The 16,551-nt window shown below is 72.7% G+C and carries 15 protein-coding genes and 1 riboswitch; of the genes, 7 read left to right on the top strand and 8 right to left on the bottom strand.

Annotation, left to right across the window (positions count from 1 at the left end; genetic code table 11):
- Nucleotides 1-34: 34 nt before the first annotated feature.
- On the top strand, nt 35-1,564 hold the full coding sequence (locus ACLQ26_RS12910) for a tannase/feruloyl esterase family alpha/beta hydrolase (protein ID WP_425744629.1): 1,530 nt from the start codon (nt 35-37) through the stop codon (nt 1,562-1,564).
- Between the two features lie 31 nt (nt 1,565-1,595).
- Here the strand turns inward: ACLQ26_RS12910 and ACLQ26_RS12905 are convergent, their stop codons facing one another.
- A complete protein-coding gene (locus ACLQ26_RS12905; RefSeq protein WP_425744628.1) occupies nt 1,596-2,429 on the bottom strand; it encodes an NUDIX hydrolase in 834 nt (277 codons plus the stop codon).
- Nucleotides 2,430-2,551: 122 nt separating this feature from the next.
- Between ACLQ26_RS12905 and ACLQ26_RS12900 the strand changes: the two genes are divergently transcribed.
- Complete coding sequence (locus ACLQ26_RS12900) at nt 2,552-3,520, top strand: Gfo/Idh/MocA family protein (protein WP_425744627.1); 969 nt, start codon at nt 2,552-2,554, stop codon at nt 3,518-3,520.
- 48 nt (nt 3,521-3,568) lie between these two features.
- Here the strand turns inward: ACLQ26_RS12900 and ACLQ26_RS12895 are convergent, their stop codons facing one another.
- The 3 genes from ACLQ26_RS12895 to ACLQ26_RS12885 all read right to left on the bottom strand — a co-directional run bounded on the left by ACLQ26_RS12895 (nt 3,569) and on the right by ACLQ26_RS12885 (nt 6,276).
- Nucleotides 3,569-4,576: an anion permease gene (locus tag ACLQ26_RS12895; RefSeq protein WP_425744626.1), complete on the bottom strand. Its 1,008-nt coding sequence runs from the start codon at nt 4,574-4,576 to the stop codon at nt 3,569-3,571.
- A 4-nt stretch (nt 4,577-4,580) separates the two neighbouring features.
- Nucleotides 4,581-5,207 carry a DUF47 domain-containing protein gene (locus ACLQ26_RS12890; protein ID WP_007465788.1) on the bottom strand — a complete coding sequence of 209 codons (627 nt, stop codon included), beginning with the start codon at nt 5,205-5,207 and terminating at the stop codon, nt 4,581-4,583.
- Between the two features lie 127 nt (nt 5,208-5,334).
- Nucleotides 5,335-6,276 carry a PPK2 family polyphosphate kinase gene (locus tag ACLQ26_RS12885; protein ID WP_425744625.1) on the bottom strand — a complete coding sequence of 314 codons (942 nt, stop codon included), beginning with the start codon at nt 6,274-6,276 and terminating at the stop codon, nt 5,335-5,337.
- A 160-nt stretch (nt 6,277-6,436) separates the two neighbouring features.
- Here ACLQ26_RS12885 and sigJ point away from each other — a divergent pair, with 160 nt between their 5' ends.
- Nucleotides 6,437-7,402, top strand: a complete 966-nt coding sequence (gene sigJ, locus ACLQ26_RS12880; RefSeq protein WP_425744624.1) for an RNA polymerase sigma factor SigJ — start codon at nt 6,437-6,439, stop codon at nt 7,400-7,402.
- A 12-nt stretch (nt 7,403-7,414) separates the two neighbouring features.
- Here the strand turns inward: sigJ and ACLQ26_RS12875 are convergent, their stop codons facing one another.
- Nucleotides 7,415-7,921, bottom strand: coding sequence for a DUF402 domain-containing protein (locus ACLQ26_RS12875; protein WP_425744623.1), 507 nt, complete (start codon nt 7,919-7,921; stop codon nt 7,415-7,417).
- A 100-nt stretch (nt 7,922-8,021) separates the two neighbouring features.
- Between ACLQ26_RS12875 and ACLQ26_RS12870 the strand changes: the two genes are divergently transcribed.
- Nucleotides 8,022-10,226 (top strand): ATP-dependent DNA helicase, encoded by a 2,205-nt coding sequence (locus ACLQ26_RS12870; protein ID WP_425744622.1) that lies wholly within the window; start codon nt 8,022-8,024, stop codon nt 10,224-10,226.
- 9 nt (nt 10,227-10,235) lie between these two features.
- Here ACLQ26_RS12870 and ACLQ26_RS12865 read toward each other — a convergent pair whose 3' ends face one another.
- Nucleotides 10,236-11,534, bottom strand: coding sequence for an AI-2E family transporter (locus tag ACLQ26_RS12865; protein ID WP_425744621.1), 1,299 nt, complete (start codon nt 11,532-11,534; stop codon nt 10,236-10,238).
- A 158-nt stretch (nt 11,535-11,692) separates the two neighbouring features.
- Here ACLQ26_RS12865 and ACLQ26_RS12860 point away from each other — a divergent pair, with 158 nt between their 5' ends.
- The gene (locus tag ACLQ26_RS12860) at nt 11,693-12,031 is read left to right on the top strand and encodes a GroES family chaperonin (protein WP_425744620.1); all 339 of its coding nucleotides are present in this window, start codon (nt 11,693-11,695) and stop codon (nt 12,029-12,031) included.
- A gap of 102 nt (nt 12,032-12,133) precedes the next feature.
- Complete coding sequence (locus tag ACLQ26_RS12855; protein WP_007465801.1) at nt 12,134-12,301, top strand: hypothetical protein; 168 nt, start codon at nt 12,134-12,136, stop codon at nt 12,299-12,301.
- 16 nt (nt 12,302-12,317) lie between these two features.
- On the opposite strand, the gene ACLQ26_RS12850 is transcribed toward ACLQ26_RS12855, so the two are convergent.
- Nucleotides 12,318-13,799 (bottom strand): PrsW family intramembrane metalloprotease, encoded by a 1,482-nt coding sequence (locus ACLQ26_RS12850; RefSeq protein ID WP_425744619.1) that lies wholly within the window; start codon nt 13,797-13,799, stop codon nt 12,318-12,320.
- Nucleotides 13,800-13,822: 23 nt separating this feature from the next.
- Nucleotides 13,823-13,943, top strand: a riboswitch (SAM riboswitch).
- Nucleotides 13,944-13,989: 46 nt separating this feature from the next.
- Here ACLQ26_RS12850 and ACLQ26_RS12845 point away from each other — a divergent pair.
- Nucleotides 13,990-15,258 carry an aminotransferase class V-fold PLP-dependent enzyme gene (locus ACLQ26_RS12845; RefSeq protein WP_425744618.1) on the top strand — a complete coding sequence of 423 codons (1,269 nt, stop codon included), beginning with the start codon at nt 13,990-13,992 and terminating at the stop codon, nt 15,256-15,258.
- A gap of 28 nt (nt 15,259-15,286) precedes the next feature.
- Here the strand turns inward: ACLQ26_RS12845 and ACLQ26_RS12840 are convergent, their stop codons facing one another.
- Nucleotides 15,287-16,489: an FUSC family protein gene (locus ACLQ26_RS12840; RefSeq protein WP_425744809.1), complete on the bottom strand. Its 1,203-nt coding sequence runs from the start codon at nt 16,487-16,489 to the stop codon at nt 15,287-15,289.
- Nucleotides 16,490-16,551 lie beyond the last annotated feature (62 nt).

Genomic DNA, 16,551 nt, shown 5'->3' with positions numbered 1-16,551 from the left:
ATCCGCCTAACCTCCCTCCAAAGAGGAGGGAAGCATGATTCGTTCATTGCTGGCGCTGCTGACCGCCGTACCCCTGATCGTCACGCCCGGAGCCGCCACCGACCCGCCCACCGACCGGTGCGCGGGGTTGGCCGGGGCGCGCATCCCGCAGGTGTCGGTGGCCTCGGCGGAGCGCGAAACGAACGACGAGGGCCAGGAATTCTGCGTGGTGCAGGGGGTGATCCGGCCGCAGACACGGTTCACCGTCAAGCTCCCCGTCTCCGGATGGACGGGGCAGTACGTACAGCAGGGCTGTAGCGGGCTGTGTGGCGAGGTGCCCGACCTGACCCTGCCGCTCTTCGGGTTCCAGTGCGCGGCCGCGCGGGACGGCAGGCTGGTGCTGGCCTCCGACGACACCGGGCACACCGGCGATCCGATGACAAGCGAGCCGGCGACCTGGGGCGCCGACCCACGGGCACGACTGGAGTTCGGGCTGCTGTCCGAGCACCGACTGCGGTGGGTGGCGGACGCGGTGATGGTCGCGTACTACGGACACGGCCCGACGTACCGGTACTTCGACGGCTGCTCGACGGGCGGGCGGCAGGGGTTGATGCTGGCGCAGCGGTTCCCTGCCGACTTCGACGGCATCCTGGCCGGCGCGCCGGTGCACAACCTGGCGCCGTTGGCGCTGCTCAACGCCTGGGTGGTGCTCCGCAACACCGACGCGTCGGGCCGGCAGATCCTCGGCCCGGAGAAGATCCCCGCGCTGCACGAGGCGGTCGTCGAGAAGTGCGGCGAGGTCATCGACGACCCACGGCGGTGCGGGTTCCAGCCGTCGTCGCTGCGCTGCCCGCGGGGCACGGACCGGCCGGACTGCCTCACACCCGCCCAGGTGGCGGCCGTGGTGGCGTTCTACCGGGGCCCGAACGGCCTCTACCCCGGAGGCATGCCGTACGGGTCGGAACTGGGCTGGATCGACGAGTTCGTGGTGCGCTCCGGCTCCCCGGCGGACGGCAACACCGGGAGGATCGCGCTCAACTACCTGCGGTACCTCGCGTACCCGCAGAACCCGCCCGCCGACTTCCAACTGACCGACGTGCGGTTCACCCGGGCCACGTTCGACCGGCTCAACGTGGTGGGCGACGCCATCTACAACGCCACCGACTCGGACCTGTCCGAGTTCCGCGCACGGGGCGGCAAGCTGATCCTCTACCACGGCTGGGCGGACCCGTCCGTCCCCCCGTTCTCGACTGTCGACTACTACGCGGCAGTGCAGCGTCGCGGCGGCAGCGAGGCGTTCACCCGGCTGTACATGGTGCCGGCCGGCTACCACTGCCTGTTCGGGCCCGAGCCGACCGAGCACCCGTCGGAGGTCGGCATCCCGGAGTTCCTCCAGCCGCTCATGGACTGGGTCGAACGCGACGTCGCTCCGGGCGACATCGACGTCCTCACCTACGCGCCCAACGAGGAGCCGGACCAGCAGTTCGTCCGCTTCCTCACGGTGGCGCCGTTCGACGCGCTGGCGCCGGCGCACGCCGCACCGGGCAGCCTCAACGCCAACTACCGGTACGTCGGGCACTACTGACGGGCCGCTACCTTCAGGGGTGCGGCGGCCGTCAGCGAAGCACGAAGCGCGGTTCGCCGTCGGCCGGGATGTCCAGGCGTGGGGTGATGGGGGTGGCGGCGTCCCGATCGGCCGCCGCCCTCGCCACCCCGGCCAGGTCCCCTGCGGCCGCCACCTGGGCCAGGGTGACCAGGGTCGGCGGCAGCATGGTCAACTCGCCCGCCTCGGCGCGGGCCAGCGCGTCCACCGGGCGGATCCACAGGGTGTGGTCGGCCTCCCCGGAGACGTCCCGGGTCCGCTGTCCCGCCGGCAGCAGGGCAACGAAGAAGTACGTGTCGAAGCGGCGCGGCTCGAACTCCGGGGTGACCCACCGGCTCCACGGCAGCAGCAGGTCCGATCGCAGCGTGAGGTGCCGGTCGGCGAGCAGCGCCGCGAAGCCCAGCCGGCGTCCCTCCAGGTCCTGCCGGGCGGCCTCCCAGTCGTCGCCGCTGACGTCACCCACCACTGTCGCCCGGTCCGGCCCGGCGAGCAGGACACCGGCCTCCTCGAAGACCTCCCGGGCGGCGGCGCAGACCACCGCCTGGGCGGCGTCCGGGGCCACCCCGAGCCGGCCCGCCCACTCGGTCGGCGCGGGACCGGCCCAGTCGAGGTGCGCCGCCGAGTCGGAGCGGTCCACCCCGCCGCCGGGGAAGGCGTACATCCCGCCGAAGGTCATCGCGGCGACGCGGCGGATGACGTACACCTCGAAGTCGGTGTCGGTTGGACGCAGCAGCAACACGGTGGCGGCGACCCGCGGTGTGGCCGGGGTGCCGCCCTCGGCCCGGAAGCGGCGGGCGTGCTCGACCAGGGCGGCCGGAGCGGGGAAGCCGGCGCTGTCGATCGTCATGCCGCGAGCCTAGTTCCCGGACCGCCGACGCTGACCTGCTGGTGGGCCTGCGAGGTCCCGGCGGATGAGCTGAACGGTGGTCGGCGGGCCGGTGGCTCACCCGGCTCGGCTAGCGTGCCGGCATGACTCGTTGGGGCATCCTGGCCACTGGCCACATCGCCAGCCGTTTCGCCGAAGACCTCCGGCTGGTGCCGGACGCCGAACTGGTCGCGGTCGGCTCCCGCGCCGCCGACAGCGCGCAGCGCTTCGCCGAGACGTACGGCGCGAAGCGCGCGTACGGCTCGTGGGTGGAGCTGGCCGCCGACCCGGAGATCGACGTGATCTACGTGGCCACGCCGCACGCCGCACACCACGAGGCGGCGATGACCTGCCTGACCGCCGGCCGGGCGGTGCTGCTGGAGAAGCCGTTCACCCTCGACCTGGCCAGCAGCACCGAACTGGTGGACACTGCCCGCGACGCCGGGGTCTTCCTGATGGAGGCCATGTGGATGCGACTGAACCCGATCATCAGGCGGGTGGTCGAGCTGGTCGAACAGGGGGCCATCGGCACGCTGCGTACCGTCCGGGCCGATTTCGGGGTGGCCGGGCCGTTCCCGCCGGAGCACCGGATGCGCAACCCGGCGCTGGGCGGGGGCGCGCTGCTCGACCTCGGGATCTACCCGATCAGCCTGGCCCACCTGCTGCTGGGCGTGCCGCAGCACGTCCGCTCCTGGGCGCACCTGGGCCCGGAGGGGACCGACGAGAACACAGGCATCCTGTTCGGGTACGACAGCGGGGCGGTGGCCACGCTGAGCTGCGGCATGGTCGGGGCGAGCGAGCTGTCCGCCTCGATCACCGGCAGCGCGGGCCGCATCGACCTGCCGGAGCCGTTCTTCCGGCCGGGTTCGGTGACCCTGCACCGGGACGGCTTCGCGCCCGAGACGATCTCCGCCGAGGAGGCCGGCAACGGCTACCAGTACGAGGCGATCGAGGTGCAGCGCTGCCTGGACGCCGGGCTGACCGAGAGCCCGCTGGTGCCGCACACCACGACGCTTGAGGTGATGACCCTGCTGGACACGATCCGCGAGCAGATCGGCGTGCGGTACGAGTGAACGCAGGAAGGCCCCCGGTCCGGGGGCCTTCCTGCGTGCGGGGACCTGTCAGCCGAAGAGCGGCCGGACCAGCAGGTAGGCGACGCAGGCGATAAGCGCGGCCGCCGGGAAGGTGATGATCCAGGCGATCACGATGTTGCCGGCGACGTTCCAGCGAACCGCGGAGAGGCGCTTGGTCGCGCCGACACCCATGATCGCCGAGGTGATCGTGTGGGTCGTGGAGATCGGCGCCTTCAGCACCAGGGCGTTGAAGTAGAGCACCGCGCTGGCCACCGTCTCGGCGGCGAAGCCCTCCGGAGGACCGAGGTCGATGATCTTGCGGCCGAGGGTACGGATGATCCGCCAGCCGCCCGAGTAGGTGCCGAGCGCCAGCATCGTCGCGGAGGTCCAGAACACCCAGCCCGGGATGTGCGTCTTGTCGTCCTGGAAGTGGCCGGTGTAGAGCGCCAACACGATGATGCCCATGGTCTTCGCGGCGTCCTGCATGCCGTGGCCGACGGACATGGCAGCCGCCGACACGGTCTGCGCCCAGCGGAAACCCCTGTTGAGCTTGCCCGGCTGCCCCTTCCGGAACAGCCAGAGGATGGCCAGCATCAGCAGGTAGCCGAGGGTGAGACCGACGATCGGGGAGAGCACCATCGGCAGGATGACCTTCTCGCCGATGGTGGCCCACTGCACCACGCCGCCCGCGGACAGCAGGGTCGCGCCGACCAGGCCACCGAAGAGGGCGTGCGAGGAGGACGACGGCAAGCCGAAGTACCAGGTGATCAGGTTCCAGGCGATGGCGCCCAGCACACCGGCGAAGACCACGCCGAGGCTGCCCACGCCGGTCGGGAGCGTGACCAGGCCGTCACCGACGGTCTTGGCCACCCCGGCGCCGAAGTGCGCGCCGATGAAGTTGCCGACCGCGGCCAGCAGCAGGGCGAGCCGGGGTGTCAACGCCCGGGTGGAGACGCTTGTGGCGATCGCGTTCGCCGCGTCATGGAAGCCGTTCGTGTAGTCGAACGCCATGGCGGCGACGATCACCGCCAGCACGGCGATGAGTTCGGGTGTCACCGGCTCAGGACTCCTTGACCGCGATGGTCTCGACCGTGTTGGCCACGTGCTCGAAGGCGTCGCAGGCGGCTTCCAGCTCGTCGGCGACCTCCTTCATCTTCAGCACGGTCAACGCGTCGTACTCACCCGAGAAGAGGCGGACGAGCAGCTGCCGGTTGATCCGGTCGCCCTCGTTCTCCAGCCGGTTGCACTCGATCCAGTAGTCCTCGAGATCCTTCATCGACTGCAGCCGTGGCATCGCCTCGGCCGTCAGCTTGGCCTGCTGGTCCAGCACGTTGACCATCTCGTGCAGCTCCCGGGGAAGCGCCGGCAGCTCGGTCAGCCCGTACAGGTAGAGCAGGTCGCCGACCGCCTCCAGGTGGTCCATCACGTCGTCGAGCAGCGAGCCGAGCCGGTAGATGTCCTCCCGGTCGAACGGCGTGATGAAGGTCGAGTTGATCTTCTTGTAGAGATCATGCGTGATCTGGTCGCTGTCGTGCTCGACCTCGGTCAGCCGCTCACTTACCGACTGCACGTCGACACCGGGCAGGGCCAGCTCGTTCAACAGCGCGGTGCCCCGGACCAGGTTCTGCGCGGCCCTGGTGAAGAGCTCGTAGAAGGCGCCCTCGGTGGGGCGGAAGGAAAACTTCACAGCACAGACCTCGTCGCGTCGGTGGAAGGGTGGCGGCGTCCGCAGGCGTCCGCTCGGTGAATGCTAGGAAACGCCAGAACCGTGAATTCGCCGGCCCACCCCTGGCCAGGCGACATTCACCGCTCGTTCACCTGCTGTTCATCTCGGGCGTCCCAACCGTCCCCGCTCCCCCAGCGGCCAACCGCTCGCGCTCGCGCGCCACGTCGAAATCGGCAGGCGGATACCCCAGATCAAGCGTGTCGAACGTCTCTCGCAGCAGGTGGGACACCGCCCAGTCCCGATACCATTTGCGGTCCGCCGGCACCACGAACCACGGCGCGGCGTCCGTCGTGCACCGGCTCAACGCCTCGGCGTACGCGGCCTGGTAGTCGTCCCAGTGCGAGCGGGAGTCGATGTCCGACGGGTTGTACTTCCAGTGCTTCCGCGGGTCGGTGAGCCGGTCCAGCAGCCGCTCGCCCTGCTCCGCGTAGGAGATGTGCAGCATCACCTTGAGCACTGTCACGCCGTCGTCGACCAGCTCCCGCTCGAAGGAGTTGATCTGGTCGTAGCGGGCCCGCCAGGTCGCCTTCGGCACCAACGACCCGACCCGGGCGATCAACACGTCCTCGTAGTGCGAGCGGTTGAACATCCCCACGTACCCCGGCGGCGGCAGCGCCCGACGGATCCGCCACAGGAAGTCGTGCCGCAGCTCCTGCGGGGTCGGCGGACCGAACGAGCGGATGTGCAGACCCAGCGGGTTCATCGCGCCGGCCACCCGCTTGATCGTGCCGTCCTTGCCGCCGCAGTCCATCGCCTGGAGCACCAGCAGCACCCGGTGCGGCGGCCGCGCCGAGCCGGCCTTGGCCATCGCGAAGAGCATCTCCTGCTGCCGGCCCAGCTCCTCGCCGACCAGCTCCACCTGCGCACGGGCCCACGCCTTGCGGCGCTCCCCGCCCATCTCCTTCGCGGGCAGGCCGGGCGTGGACCGTGGATCGATCGCGGCGAGATCCACCGGCGCGGTGACCCGCAACAGCTCTCGCACCGACCCGCCATCCGGTGCCACGATCCGCCCTTGCTGGGGTGTGCTCATCCTCGGATCATCGCCCACCCGCCGGCCATCCGCCCGCCGAGGCCCACCAGGGCCCGCCCAGCCCGCCCGCTCCGCCGTCACGTCCGGGGCCGCCGGCGCGTCCGGTTGGTTGGAGGATGTACGCCAGGGCACATGGCGGTACGGGGGAGGGTGGTGGGTCGTGCAGGACCTGGCGACGGAGTTCGAGGCCGAGCGGGGCCGTCTGCTCGCGGTGGCCCACCGGATGCTGGGCAGCCGCAGCGAGGCCGAGGACGCGGTGCAGGAGACCTGGCTGCGCTACGCCGGGGCGCTCACCGACCCGGAAGCCCGCGCCGAGATCCGCGATCTCTCCGCGTGGTTGACCACCACCTGCGCCCGACTCTGCCTGGACGTCCTGCGCTCGGCGCGGGTCCGCCGCGAGGCGTACCCCGGGCAGTGGCTCCCGGAGCCGGTAGTGGGCCCGCTGGACGGCGGGCCGCCCACCGGCGGGTACGCCCCCGACCCCGCCGAACGCGCGGTCCGCACCGACCAGGTCGGCACGGCGCTGCGGGTGATGCTGGAACGGCTCGCGCCCGAGCAGCGGCTCGCGCTCGTGCTGCACGACGTCTTCGCGGTGCCGTTCGCCCGGGTGGCGAGCGTCCTGGGCACCAGCGAGGTGGCCGCACGGCAGCTCGCCTCCCGGGCCCGGCGGGCCGTCACCGCACCGGACGCGCCCCGGCACACAGCCGACCCAGCCGAGCAGCGGCGCGTCCTCGCGGCGTTCGTGGCCGCCACCGAGTCCGGCGAGCTGGATCCGCTGCTGCGGGTGCTCGCCCCGGACGTGGTCCTCGTCGGCGACTCGGGCGGGCACTTCCCGACGGCACGCCGGCCGGTGGTCGGCGCGGACACGGTGGGCCGCTTCACGCTCGGCCTCTTCGGCCGGACCGGGCGGTACGCGCAACGGATGCGGGCCCGCCCGGTGCTTGTCGACGGCGTCCTCGGCCTGCACCTGGAGATGACACACAGCGACGGACGGCCGATCCGGCTGGTCACCGCGTTCGCTGTCGACGGCGGCCTGATCACCGGCATCTTCAACCAGCTCAACCCGGAGAAGCTGGCCGACCTGCCGCCGCTGGGCGACGACGACTGGTGGCCGCCGCGCTGGTGAGCCCGCGCGGGCTCAGACCACCAGGGCCAACCACTTGCGGTACGACGTGGCGAACGGCTCGGTGCCGTCGCCGAGCGCGCCGTACAGCCACTGGGCCGCCGCCTCGGCCTCGGCCACCACGTCCTGCGGGTAACCGAAACGGACCCGGTGCTCGGCGAACTCGTCCTCGTCGAGCAGTTCCACCAGGCCGGTCGCCCGTCGCCGGACCACGTCCAGGTCGAGGTCGATCAGGTGGACGGTGTCGTCGGACTCCCAGCGGGCCGGGGTGGCGATGTCGCAGTAGACCTCGCTGGTGCGCGGCGGCGGGTTGAACATCCCCGTCCACCAGGCGTGATGCGGCACCAGCAGGACAAAGGGGATCTTCTCCACGGACGGTCGGCCGTGGTAGACCGACTCGGTGCCGAACGGGACGCCGAGCCAGACGCCGAGGTCGTCCTCCGCGAGGCGACGGGCCGGGTAGTCACGGTGCGCGCTGCCGTCGTACTTGCGGTAGATCACTCGGACCACGTCGCTCGGCATGATTCGCACCCTAACCGATACTGCCCACGCGTCGTAGCACAGCCGTAACCGGACAGGGTGCACCAGCGGGGTCGATGGGTGGTCCGCGCCACGCGGGCGGATGGGCGCGGTCGCTGTCGGCGGCGGCGGGTACCGTCGCACGGTGACTCCGCCCCGCACCGCCACCGGTTCCGCCACCCCGTCGGCCCGTGCCAAGGGTCGGCGGCGGGGTGCCCGGCCCAGCGGCACGGAGCTGCTCGCGGCGGCGGTCGGCGCGGTCCCCGGCGGCACGGCGCGGCCCGGTCAGCAGCAGATGACGACAGCCATCGAGGAGTGCGTGACAAGCGGCGAGCACCTGCTCGTGCAGGCCGGCACCGGCACCGGCAAGTCACTGGCCTACCTCGCGCCGGCCCTGACCGTGGACGGCCCGGTGGTCGTCTCCACGGCCACGCTTGCGTTGCAGTCCCAGCTCGTCGACCACGACCTGCCCCGGCTGGCCGACGCCGTCGAGCCGCTGCTCGGCCGCCGGCCCACGTTCGCGGTGCTGAAGGGCCGGCACCACTACCTCTGCCTGGCCCGGCTGGACAACTCCACAGCTGACGAGCCGGAGGACACCCTCTTCGACGCCCCGGCCGCCCGCCCCGGCGGCGGGACGAAGTGGCTCGGCGAGGCGGGCCGGCTGGGCAAGCAGATCGAGCGGCTGCGCGACTGGGCCGAGAAGACCGACACCGGCGACCGCGACGAACTGGACCCGGGCGTCGACGACCAGGCCTGGCGGCTGGTCTCCATGCCGTCGCGGGAGTGCGTCGGCGCGACGCGCTGCCCGTTCGGCGCGGAGTGCTTCGCCGAGGCGTCCCGGGCCCGCGCCCGCGAGGCCGACATCGTGGTGACCAACCACAGCCTCCTCGCTGTCGACATGCTTGCCGACAGGCACATCGTCCCGCCGCACAAGCTGCTCATCGTCGACGAGGCGCACGAGCTGGCCGACCGGGTCTCCTCGGCCGCCCAGGCCGAGCTGGTGCCCGAGCTGATCGACCGGACCACCCGGCGGGCCCGTACGCTGCTGCGGCCGGAGACCGCCGACGCGCTCACCGCCGCCGGTGACGCCCTCGCCGTCGGGCTGGCCGAGGCCCCTGCCGGTCGACTCACCGCCGGCCTGCCGTCGCCGCTGCGGGAGGCGTGCACGCTGCTCGACGCGGCCACCCGCACCGCCCTGGACGCGATCGGCGAGGTCAAGTCCGACGATCCCGACCCCGTCCGTAAGCAGCAGGCCAAGGCCGCGCTGGACGACCTCTCCACGACCGCCCAGCGGCTCCTCGAAGAGGCCGACCACGACGTGGCCTGGGTGGAGAAGAACGACAGCGGCAGCCGGCGTGCCCTCGTGGTCGCGCCCCTGTCGGTGGCCGGCACCCTCGCCACCCACCTGTACGACGAACGCACGGTGGTCGCCACCTCGGCCACCCTGGCGCTCGGCGGCCGGTTCGACACGGTGGCCCGCGCCCTCGGCCTGGACGCGCCGCCACCCGCGCCGCCGTCCCCGGCCGCCGCCGCGCAGGCCGCCCGCACCGCCCCGGGCCGCCCGGTCGCCGAGGCGCCCGGCCGCCGGCTCGCCGGCGACACCAACCCGGGGTCCGTCGTGCCGGCGACCGAGGGGCCGGGCTGGCGCTCGCTGGACGTGGGCTCCCCGTTCGACTACGCCCGGCAGGGCATCCTGTACGTCGCCGCGCACCTCCCCCGGCCCAGCGTCTCCGGGCTGCCCGACCCGGCCGGCGAGGAGCTGCTCGGGCTCGTCGAGGCGCTCGGTGGTCGTACTCTCGGGCTCTTCTCCTCCCGGCGGGCCGCGCAGCAGGCGGCGGAGCTGCTGCGCGCGCGGACCGACCTGCCGGTGTTGCTCCAGGGCGAGGAGGCGCTGCCACTGCTGGTCCGCCGTTTCCGCGAGGAGCGGTCGAGCTGCCTGTTCGGGGTGATGTCGCTCTGGCAGGGGGTGGACGTGCCGGGCGACGCCTGTCAGCTCGTGGTCATCGACAGGCTGCCCTTCCCCCGGCCGGACGAACCCCTCGCGGCGGCGCGCGCCGCGGCCGTGGACGCGGGCGGCGGCTCCGGCTTCGCCGCGGTCAGCGTGCCGATCGCGGCGGTCCGGCTGGCGCAGGGCGTGGGGCGGCTGATCCGGGCCACCGGCGACAAGGGAGTCGTCGCGGTGCTCGACTCACGGCTGGAGACGGCCCGCGGCTACGGGCCGTTCCTACGCCGCTCGCTGCCGCCCTTCTGGTACACGACACGCCCCGAGGTCGCCCGGGGCGCCCTGCAACGCCTCGCCACCACCTGACCGCGCGGGTCAGGGGGCCTGCGAGGCGACGACCACGGCGTCGGGTGGAGTGTCCGGGACCGCACGGGCGGCCAGTCGGCGTATGGCGGTGTTCAACACCGCGATCAGCGGCACCGAGACCAGCGCGCCCGTGATGCCCGCGAGCACCACGCCGGCCGCGATCCCGATGATCACCCCGAGCGGGTGGATGGCCACCGCCCGGCCCATGATGAGGGGCTGGAGGATGTGCCCCTCGACCTGCTGCACGACGATCACCGCGCCCAGGATGATCAACGCGGTGACCGGGCCGCTGTCGACGAGTGCCACAAGCACCGCCACGCCGCCGGAGAGCGCCGCGCCGACGATCGGGATGAACGCACCGAGGAACACCAGCGCGGCCAGCGGGAACGCGAACGGGATCTTGAAGACGACCAGGGCGATGCCGATGCCGACGGCGTCGATGAAGGCGACAAGCACCGTCGCCCGGACGTAGGCGCCCAGCGTGTGCCAGGAGGCGCGGCCGGCGTCGTCGACCTTCCACCGGGCGGCCACCGGCAGCAGTCGGACCAGGAAGCGCCAGATCCGGGCGCCGTCGCGCAGGAAGAAGAACGTCGCGAAGAGCACCAGCAGAGTGCCGGTCAGCACCTCCGCCAGCGTCGCGGCCGTGCTCAGCGCGCCGCTGGTGAACCGCGAGGTGTTGTCGTTGATCCAGGCCTGCGCCTCGTCGATGTAGCGGTCGAGCTGGGTGTCGGAGAGGTGCAGCGGGCCGGTCTTGAGCCAGTCCTGGATCTGCCGGACACCCTGCGACGACTTCTCGCTCAGCTCCGGCACGCCCTGGATGAACTCGTTGACGACGAGGGTCAGCGTGCCGATGACACCCACCAGGCCGCCGACCAGCACCACTGCCGTCGCCAACGACCGGGGCAGTCGGGCCCGCAGCAGCCAGCCCACCGCCGGCGCGAGCAGCGCCGAGAGCAGCAGCGCGATGGCCAGCGGGATGATCACGATGCTGATCGTGCCGACGATCCGGAGCAGCGCCCAGGCCACCACGCCGATCACGATCAGCCGCCAGCACCACGCGGCGGCGATCCGCAGCCCGTGCGGCACGTCCGCGTCGTCCCGGCTGGAAGTCGAGGTGTGCAGGTCCGCCTGGGATTCGGCACCGACGACAGTGGCGCTCGGCGGGGCGATCGGCCCCGGAACGGCGGGCGAGGCCAGGCCCAGGGGCTCCGGCGCGTCGCTCGGTGTCTCCTCGGCTGCGCGAACCGACTCCTGTCCTGACCGGTAGGCGCGGCGCAGCCGCCCGCGTACCCGCTCGAAGCGGCTCAAGCGCACCTCCTGGCAGAAGAGTCGTCGGCCCACGGCGACAGGTCGGACAGCATACGTCCGTTCCCGACACCGTAGGGCAGTTCCGCCACACAATGCCCAGACCACCCCGGGCGTAACCACCGGCGGACGGCCGTCGGCGACACGGTAGCGTCTGCCCCGTGACCGCCGACCAGGATTTCGACTCCGGCCTGCCGATCCGCCTGCTGCACGACCGCGTGCTGGTACGGATGGACGGCAGCGAGGGCGAGCGCCGCTCCTCCGCGGGCATCGTCATCCCGGCGACGGCCCAGGTCGGCAAGCGCCTCGCGTGGGCCACCGCCGTCGGCGTGGGGCCGAACGTCCGTGCCATCGTCTCCGGCGACCGGGTGCTCTTCGACCCGGACGACCGTTCCGAGGTCGAACTGCACGGCCGCGGGTACGTGCTGCTGCGGGAGCGCGACGTGCACGCCGTGGCCGCCGAACGGGTCGACAACGACTCCACAGGCCTCTATCTCTGACCCACCTCCCCCGGCTCCGACACACTCGGCGGGCGCCGTCGCGCCGTTTGCCAGCCCGTGGCGCGGGAAGCCAGCCGGCGACCGTGGCCCTGGGGAGGGACGATGCCGGTATTCGTGAAGAAGCTGCTCACCTGGGGAAGCGTCGCGTTCCTGATCTACTTCGTGGCGTTCCGGCCGGACGGCGCCGCGCAGATGTTCAAGGCGATCGGGGCGGCGCTGATGGCGATGTTCCAGGGCCTCGGCGACTTCCTCACCACCCTGATGACCTGAGCACCGCCGACCGCCGTCAGGAGTGGCCGGGCGGCCAGGGCGCCGCGGGGCGCAGGCCGGGCCAGCCGGGCGGCGCGTAACCCACGGGGGGCGGCGGCGGGGCCAGCACCACCGGAATCGGCACCACCGGCTCGTCGGGCGCGGCGACCGGCCGAGACGTACCGTCCGGGAAGCGCAGGTGGTATTGACTACCGTCCCAGACGCCTACCGGCGCCTGCGGGTCACGCCCCACGAAGAACGACCGGTGCGCGGTGATCGCCTCCAGCAGTTGCCGTTCCTCGGCGACCGCCCGCTCCCGGTCGGCCGGCTTACGGTCCAGACCACGCAGCGTCCCGTCGCGCAGCAGGGCCAGCCGCGTCGCGGCGAGCTGATATCCGCGCATCGCCCGTACCCCCGCGTCGCCGGCGACCCGGCGTGCCCAGCTGCGGGCCGCGTGCCGGCGGCCGAGGCTGCTCAGCGCGGCCACCTCGGGCGGGCTCAACCAGCCGGCACGCACGTAGTCGGGCAGTGTCCGCTCGGTGAGCCGCCCCTCCCAGGCGCGCAGCCACAGCGCCAGCCCGACCGTGCCGAAGAACACGGGCACCATCAGGCCGAGGAAGCCGTACAGCATGATCACCGCTTCGCCGGTGGCCTGGGTCAACGTCGGCAGCAGGTTCCACGTGCCGTGCAGCATCATCGCCAGCAGCAGGCCGGCGATGGGGGCGAGCACGCGGACCCGCCGGTCGGCCGACCGTGAGGCGACACCGAGCCCCACACCCGTCATCGAGGTGAAGAGCGGATGGGCGAACCCGAACAGGAGGATCCGCACGATGAAGATGGCGATCACCTGCTGGGCGCCGGTCGCCGGGCCGTACCTGTCGGCGCCTGTCGCGTAGCCGTACCCGCCCAGGTAGAGGATGTTCTCCACCATGGCGAAACCGACCGCGGAGAGCCCGCAGTAGACCAGACCGTCGGTGATCCCGGACCACTCCCGACGCCTGAACACCAGCAGCAGGATCGGGCCGAGGGCCTTGGTCAGCTCCTCGATGAACGGCGCCACCAGCACCCCGGTGAGCGCGGACGGCAGCCCCCAGTCGGCGAACCGCCCGGCGGCGAACTCGTTCACGTTGAGGGAGGCGGCGGTGGCGACGAACGCGCCCCAGGCGAAGCAGAAGATCAGGTACTTCAGCGGTTCCGGCTCGTAGCGGTCGAGCCACAGGAAGCAGGCGATCAGCACCGGCACTGGCAGGATCGCAGCGACCACCCCGACCAGCAGGGCCTGCACACCGAGCGAGTGGCCGAGCGTGAAGACCATGAAGACCGCGCACGAGGCGATGAGCAGCACCACCCCGGCCAGCACCAGGAACCGCAGCCAGTTCAGTCGGCGCGGCGGCATCCGGGGCGCCGCGACGACAGCCGGATCGGCGGGCGCGGGCGGCGACGACGGCAGGGGTGCACCGGGCGGGGTGTCGGCCATGCGGTCAGCGTAGCCATCCCCCGCCGGCTGGTCCGGTCGCATCCACAGCCGCTATGCTGCGGGCAGGTCACGAGTGCCAGCGTTCAGCCCCGGCTTGCTGGCCGGCAACCCTCGTCGAGTTCGCGGTGGGGTGCCCCGGGTGATGACCGGGCCCAGCCCGATCGGCATGCTGGGCAAGCGCGGACCCCGTCCCGACACCACACCCGGGGTCCCTGACCCCGGAGGTTCCGGCGTGTCCGTCACCCTCGTACCCTCGCTGCCCGCCCTGCCCACCGTCGCGTCCGCACCGTCGGGCGCGCTCGACGTGCTCGGCGTACCCGGCGAGATCAACCTCGACTACGCGGCCACCGCGCCGTGCGCGCGGGCCGCGGCCGACGCGGTGACCGAACTGCTCCCCTGGTACGCCAGCGTGCACCGTGGCGCGGGAGCGCTGTCGCGGCGCTGCACGCTTGCCTACGAGCGGGCCCGGCAGACGGTCGGCGACTTCTTCGGTGCCCGCGCCGACGACCACGTGATCTTCACGCGGAACACCACCGACGCCCTCAACCTGCTGGCCCGGTCGCTGCCCGCCGGCACGGCAGTCGTCACCTTCGCGGGCGAGCACCACGCCAACCTGCTGCCCTGGCCACGCGGCTCGGTGCGCCTGCCGGTGCCCGCCGACCCCGCCGGGGCGGTACGCGCTCTCGCCGCCGCCCTCACCGAACTGCGCCGCGACAGCAATCCCGCGCTGCCGGTGCTCGTCGCGGTGACCGGGGCCAGCAACGTGACAGGCGAGCTGTGGCCGATCGCCGAGCTGGCCCGGGTGGCCCACCGGCACGGCGCGCGGATCGCACTCGACGCCGCGCAACTCGCCCCGCACGCGCCCGTCGACATGCACACGCTCGACGTGGACTACCTGGCCGTCTCCGGCCACAAGCTGTACGCCCCGTTCGGCGCTGGTGTGCTCATCGGCCGCGCGGACTGGCTGGACGCCGCCACGCCGTACCTGGCCGGTGGCGGCGCCACCAGCCACGTCGGGCCGGCCACCCACGACGTGACCTGGGCGAGCGGCCCGGCCCGACACGAGGGTGGCACCCCGAACCTGCTGGGCGCGGTGGCGCTGGCGGCGGTGTGCGCGGCGCTGGCCGACGCCGACCGGGTCGCGCTGGCCGCCCGCGAGCAGGCGTTGCTGGCCCGGCTGCGCGCCGGCCTCGCCGCCCTGCCGCACGTGGTGGAGCTGCGCACCTTCGGCCCCGACGCGCCCCGGGTCGGCATCGTCTCGTTCGTGGTGGCCGGCTGGGACTCCGCCGCGGTGGCCGCCCGGCTGGCCACGGAGCACCGGATCGGCGTACGGGATGGGCTGTTCTGCGCCCACCCGCTGGCCCGGCGGCTGCTCGGCGAGGCTGGCGGGCGTACCGGCCGGCGGGATCTTCCGCCGACCGCGTTGCGCGCCAGCATCGGTCTGGGCAGCACCGCCGCCCAGGTCGACCGGCTGCTCGCCGCGCTCGCCGAACTGGGCTGAGCTGTGGGCTGGGCCTGACCGTCCGCGCTCAGCCGACGGGCGGGGCGGTGGGTGGTTTCGGCGCCTCGCCCGGCTCGGCCGGTTCGCCGACCGGCCGCTCCTGCTCCCCGAAGGACGTCCGGATCCACCGGTTCGCCTCCTCCTGCTCGACGCCGGAGGCCACCAGCAGGTCACTCGCCGTGGTCCGGATCTGGGCGATCACGACACTGCCGGAGAAGCCGACCCCGGCCCCGTACGCCCGGCCGGCCTCACTGACGGCCCGCAGCGACCGCTCCCGCGCCTTCTGCGGCTCCTCGCCGGCCGCGAACTCGTGTTTGAGCAGGCGGACCGACTCGGCGAGGTGACCGATCGAGTCCGGCATCGTGTCCGGTACCGGCTCGTCGTCCTCGATCAGGGTGACGGACCGGCGGATCAGCGTGCCGCTGTTGCGCATCGCGCGGTCGATCGGGTCGGCTGCCTCCGCGTAGTGGATCAGCTCGCCCCGGCGGTGCCAGCGGGCCGGCGACAGGGTCGCCGTCTCCTTCGCGCCCTCGATCGCCTCGGACAGGGTGGCCAGCTCGTCCTTGTTGTTGCGCAACCGCTCCAGCGCCCGTTGGATGGCGGCCCGGTCCCGGCCGCGCAGCCCGTCGGCGGTGGCGTCGAGCTGGGCGGCGAGCAGATCCAGCGCCGGTCGCGCGGCCCGGTTGATCACCCGGAGCGGATTCAGTGGCAGCAGCACCGCCGTCACGAGCAACGCGACGCCACCGCCGAGGAAGGCGTCGACGAAGCGGGGGATCTCCAGGTTCTGGGTGGACGGGCTCAACGTCACGATCAGCACCGCCGTGGCCGCCGCCTGGATGACGATGGCGACGCTCGCACCGGCGAAGATGGTGAGCAGGATCGCCACAGTGACCACCAGCCCGAGCTGCCACGCGCCGGTGCCGAGCAGGTAGATGAGGAAGTCGCCGACGGCCACCCCGACGCCCACGCCGATGATCAGCTCCATGGTGCGGCGGAACCGCTGCCCGACCGACGCGGCCAACGTGCCCACCGCGGAGATCGGCGCGAAGACCGGCTGCGGGTTACCCAGCACCTTGTGCGAGATGAGGTACGCCAACCCGGCCGCCAACCCGGCCTGAACTGCCAGCCCACCCGCCATCCGTACCCGGTGCAGCCGGTCGTGCAGGGTGGCACGGCCACGGTGCCGCAGCTGCTCGGTGGCCTCCGCGATGCGCGCCCCGTCGACGTCCACCAGACCTTCGCGCAACGGGGCACGACGCACCACCGGAGGTTTTCTGTCCCGGGCCACCGCCA

Origin of the sequence: Micromonospora sp. DT43 (assembly GCF_049841645.1) — a bacterium.
In the GTDB taxonomy this organism is placed as follows: domain Bacteria; phylum Actinomycetota; class Actinomycetes; order Mycobacteriales; family Micromonosporaceae; genus Micromonospora.
The sequence above is the reverse complement of the archived record's forward strand: the minus strand, read 5'-3'. Positions and strand labels throughout refer to the sequence as shown.

Bases quoted from the DNA above. Each gene is read 5' to 3' on its own strand.
- ACLQ26_RS12905 (WP_425744628.1), bottom strand. From the start codon at position 2,429: ATGACGATCGACAGCGCCGGCTTCCCCGCTCCGGCCGCCCTGGTCGAG.
- ACLQ26_RS12870 (WP_425744622.1), top strand. From the start codon at position 8,022: ATGGGCGCGGTCGCTGTCGGCGGCGGCGGGTACCGTCGCACGGTGACT.
- ACLQ26_RS12910 (WP_425744629.1), top strand. From the start codon at position 35: ATGATTCGTTCATTGCTGGCGCTGCTGACCGCCGTACCCCTGATCGTC.
- ACLQ26_RS12885 (WP_425744625.1), bottom strand. From the start codon at position 6,276: ATGAGCACACCCCAGCAAGGGCGGATCGTGGCACCGGATGGCGGGTCG.
- ACLQ26_RS12875 (WP_425744623.1), bottom strand. From the start codon at position 7,921: ATGCCGAGCGACGTGGTCCGAGTGATCTACCGCAAGTACGACGGCAGC.
- ACLQ26_RS12855 (WP_007465801.1), top strand. From the start codon at position 12,134: ATGCCGGTATTCGTGAAGAAGCTGCTCACCTGGGGAAGCGTCGCGTTC.
- ACLQ26_RS12900 (WP_425744627.1), top strand. From the start codon at position 2,552: ATGACTCGTTGGGGCATCCTGGCCACTGGCCACATCGCCAGCCGTTTC.
- ACLQ26_RS12850 (WP_425744619.1), bottom strand. From the start codon at position 13,799: ATGCGACCGGACCAGCCGGCGGGGGATGGCTACGCTGACCGCATGGCC.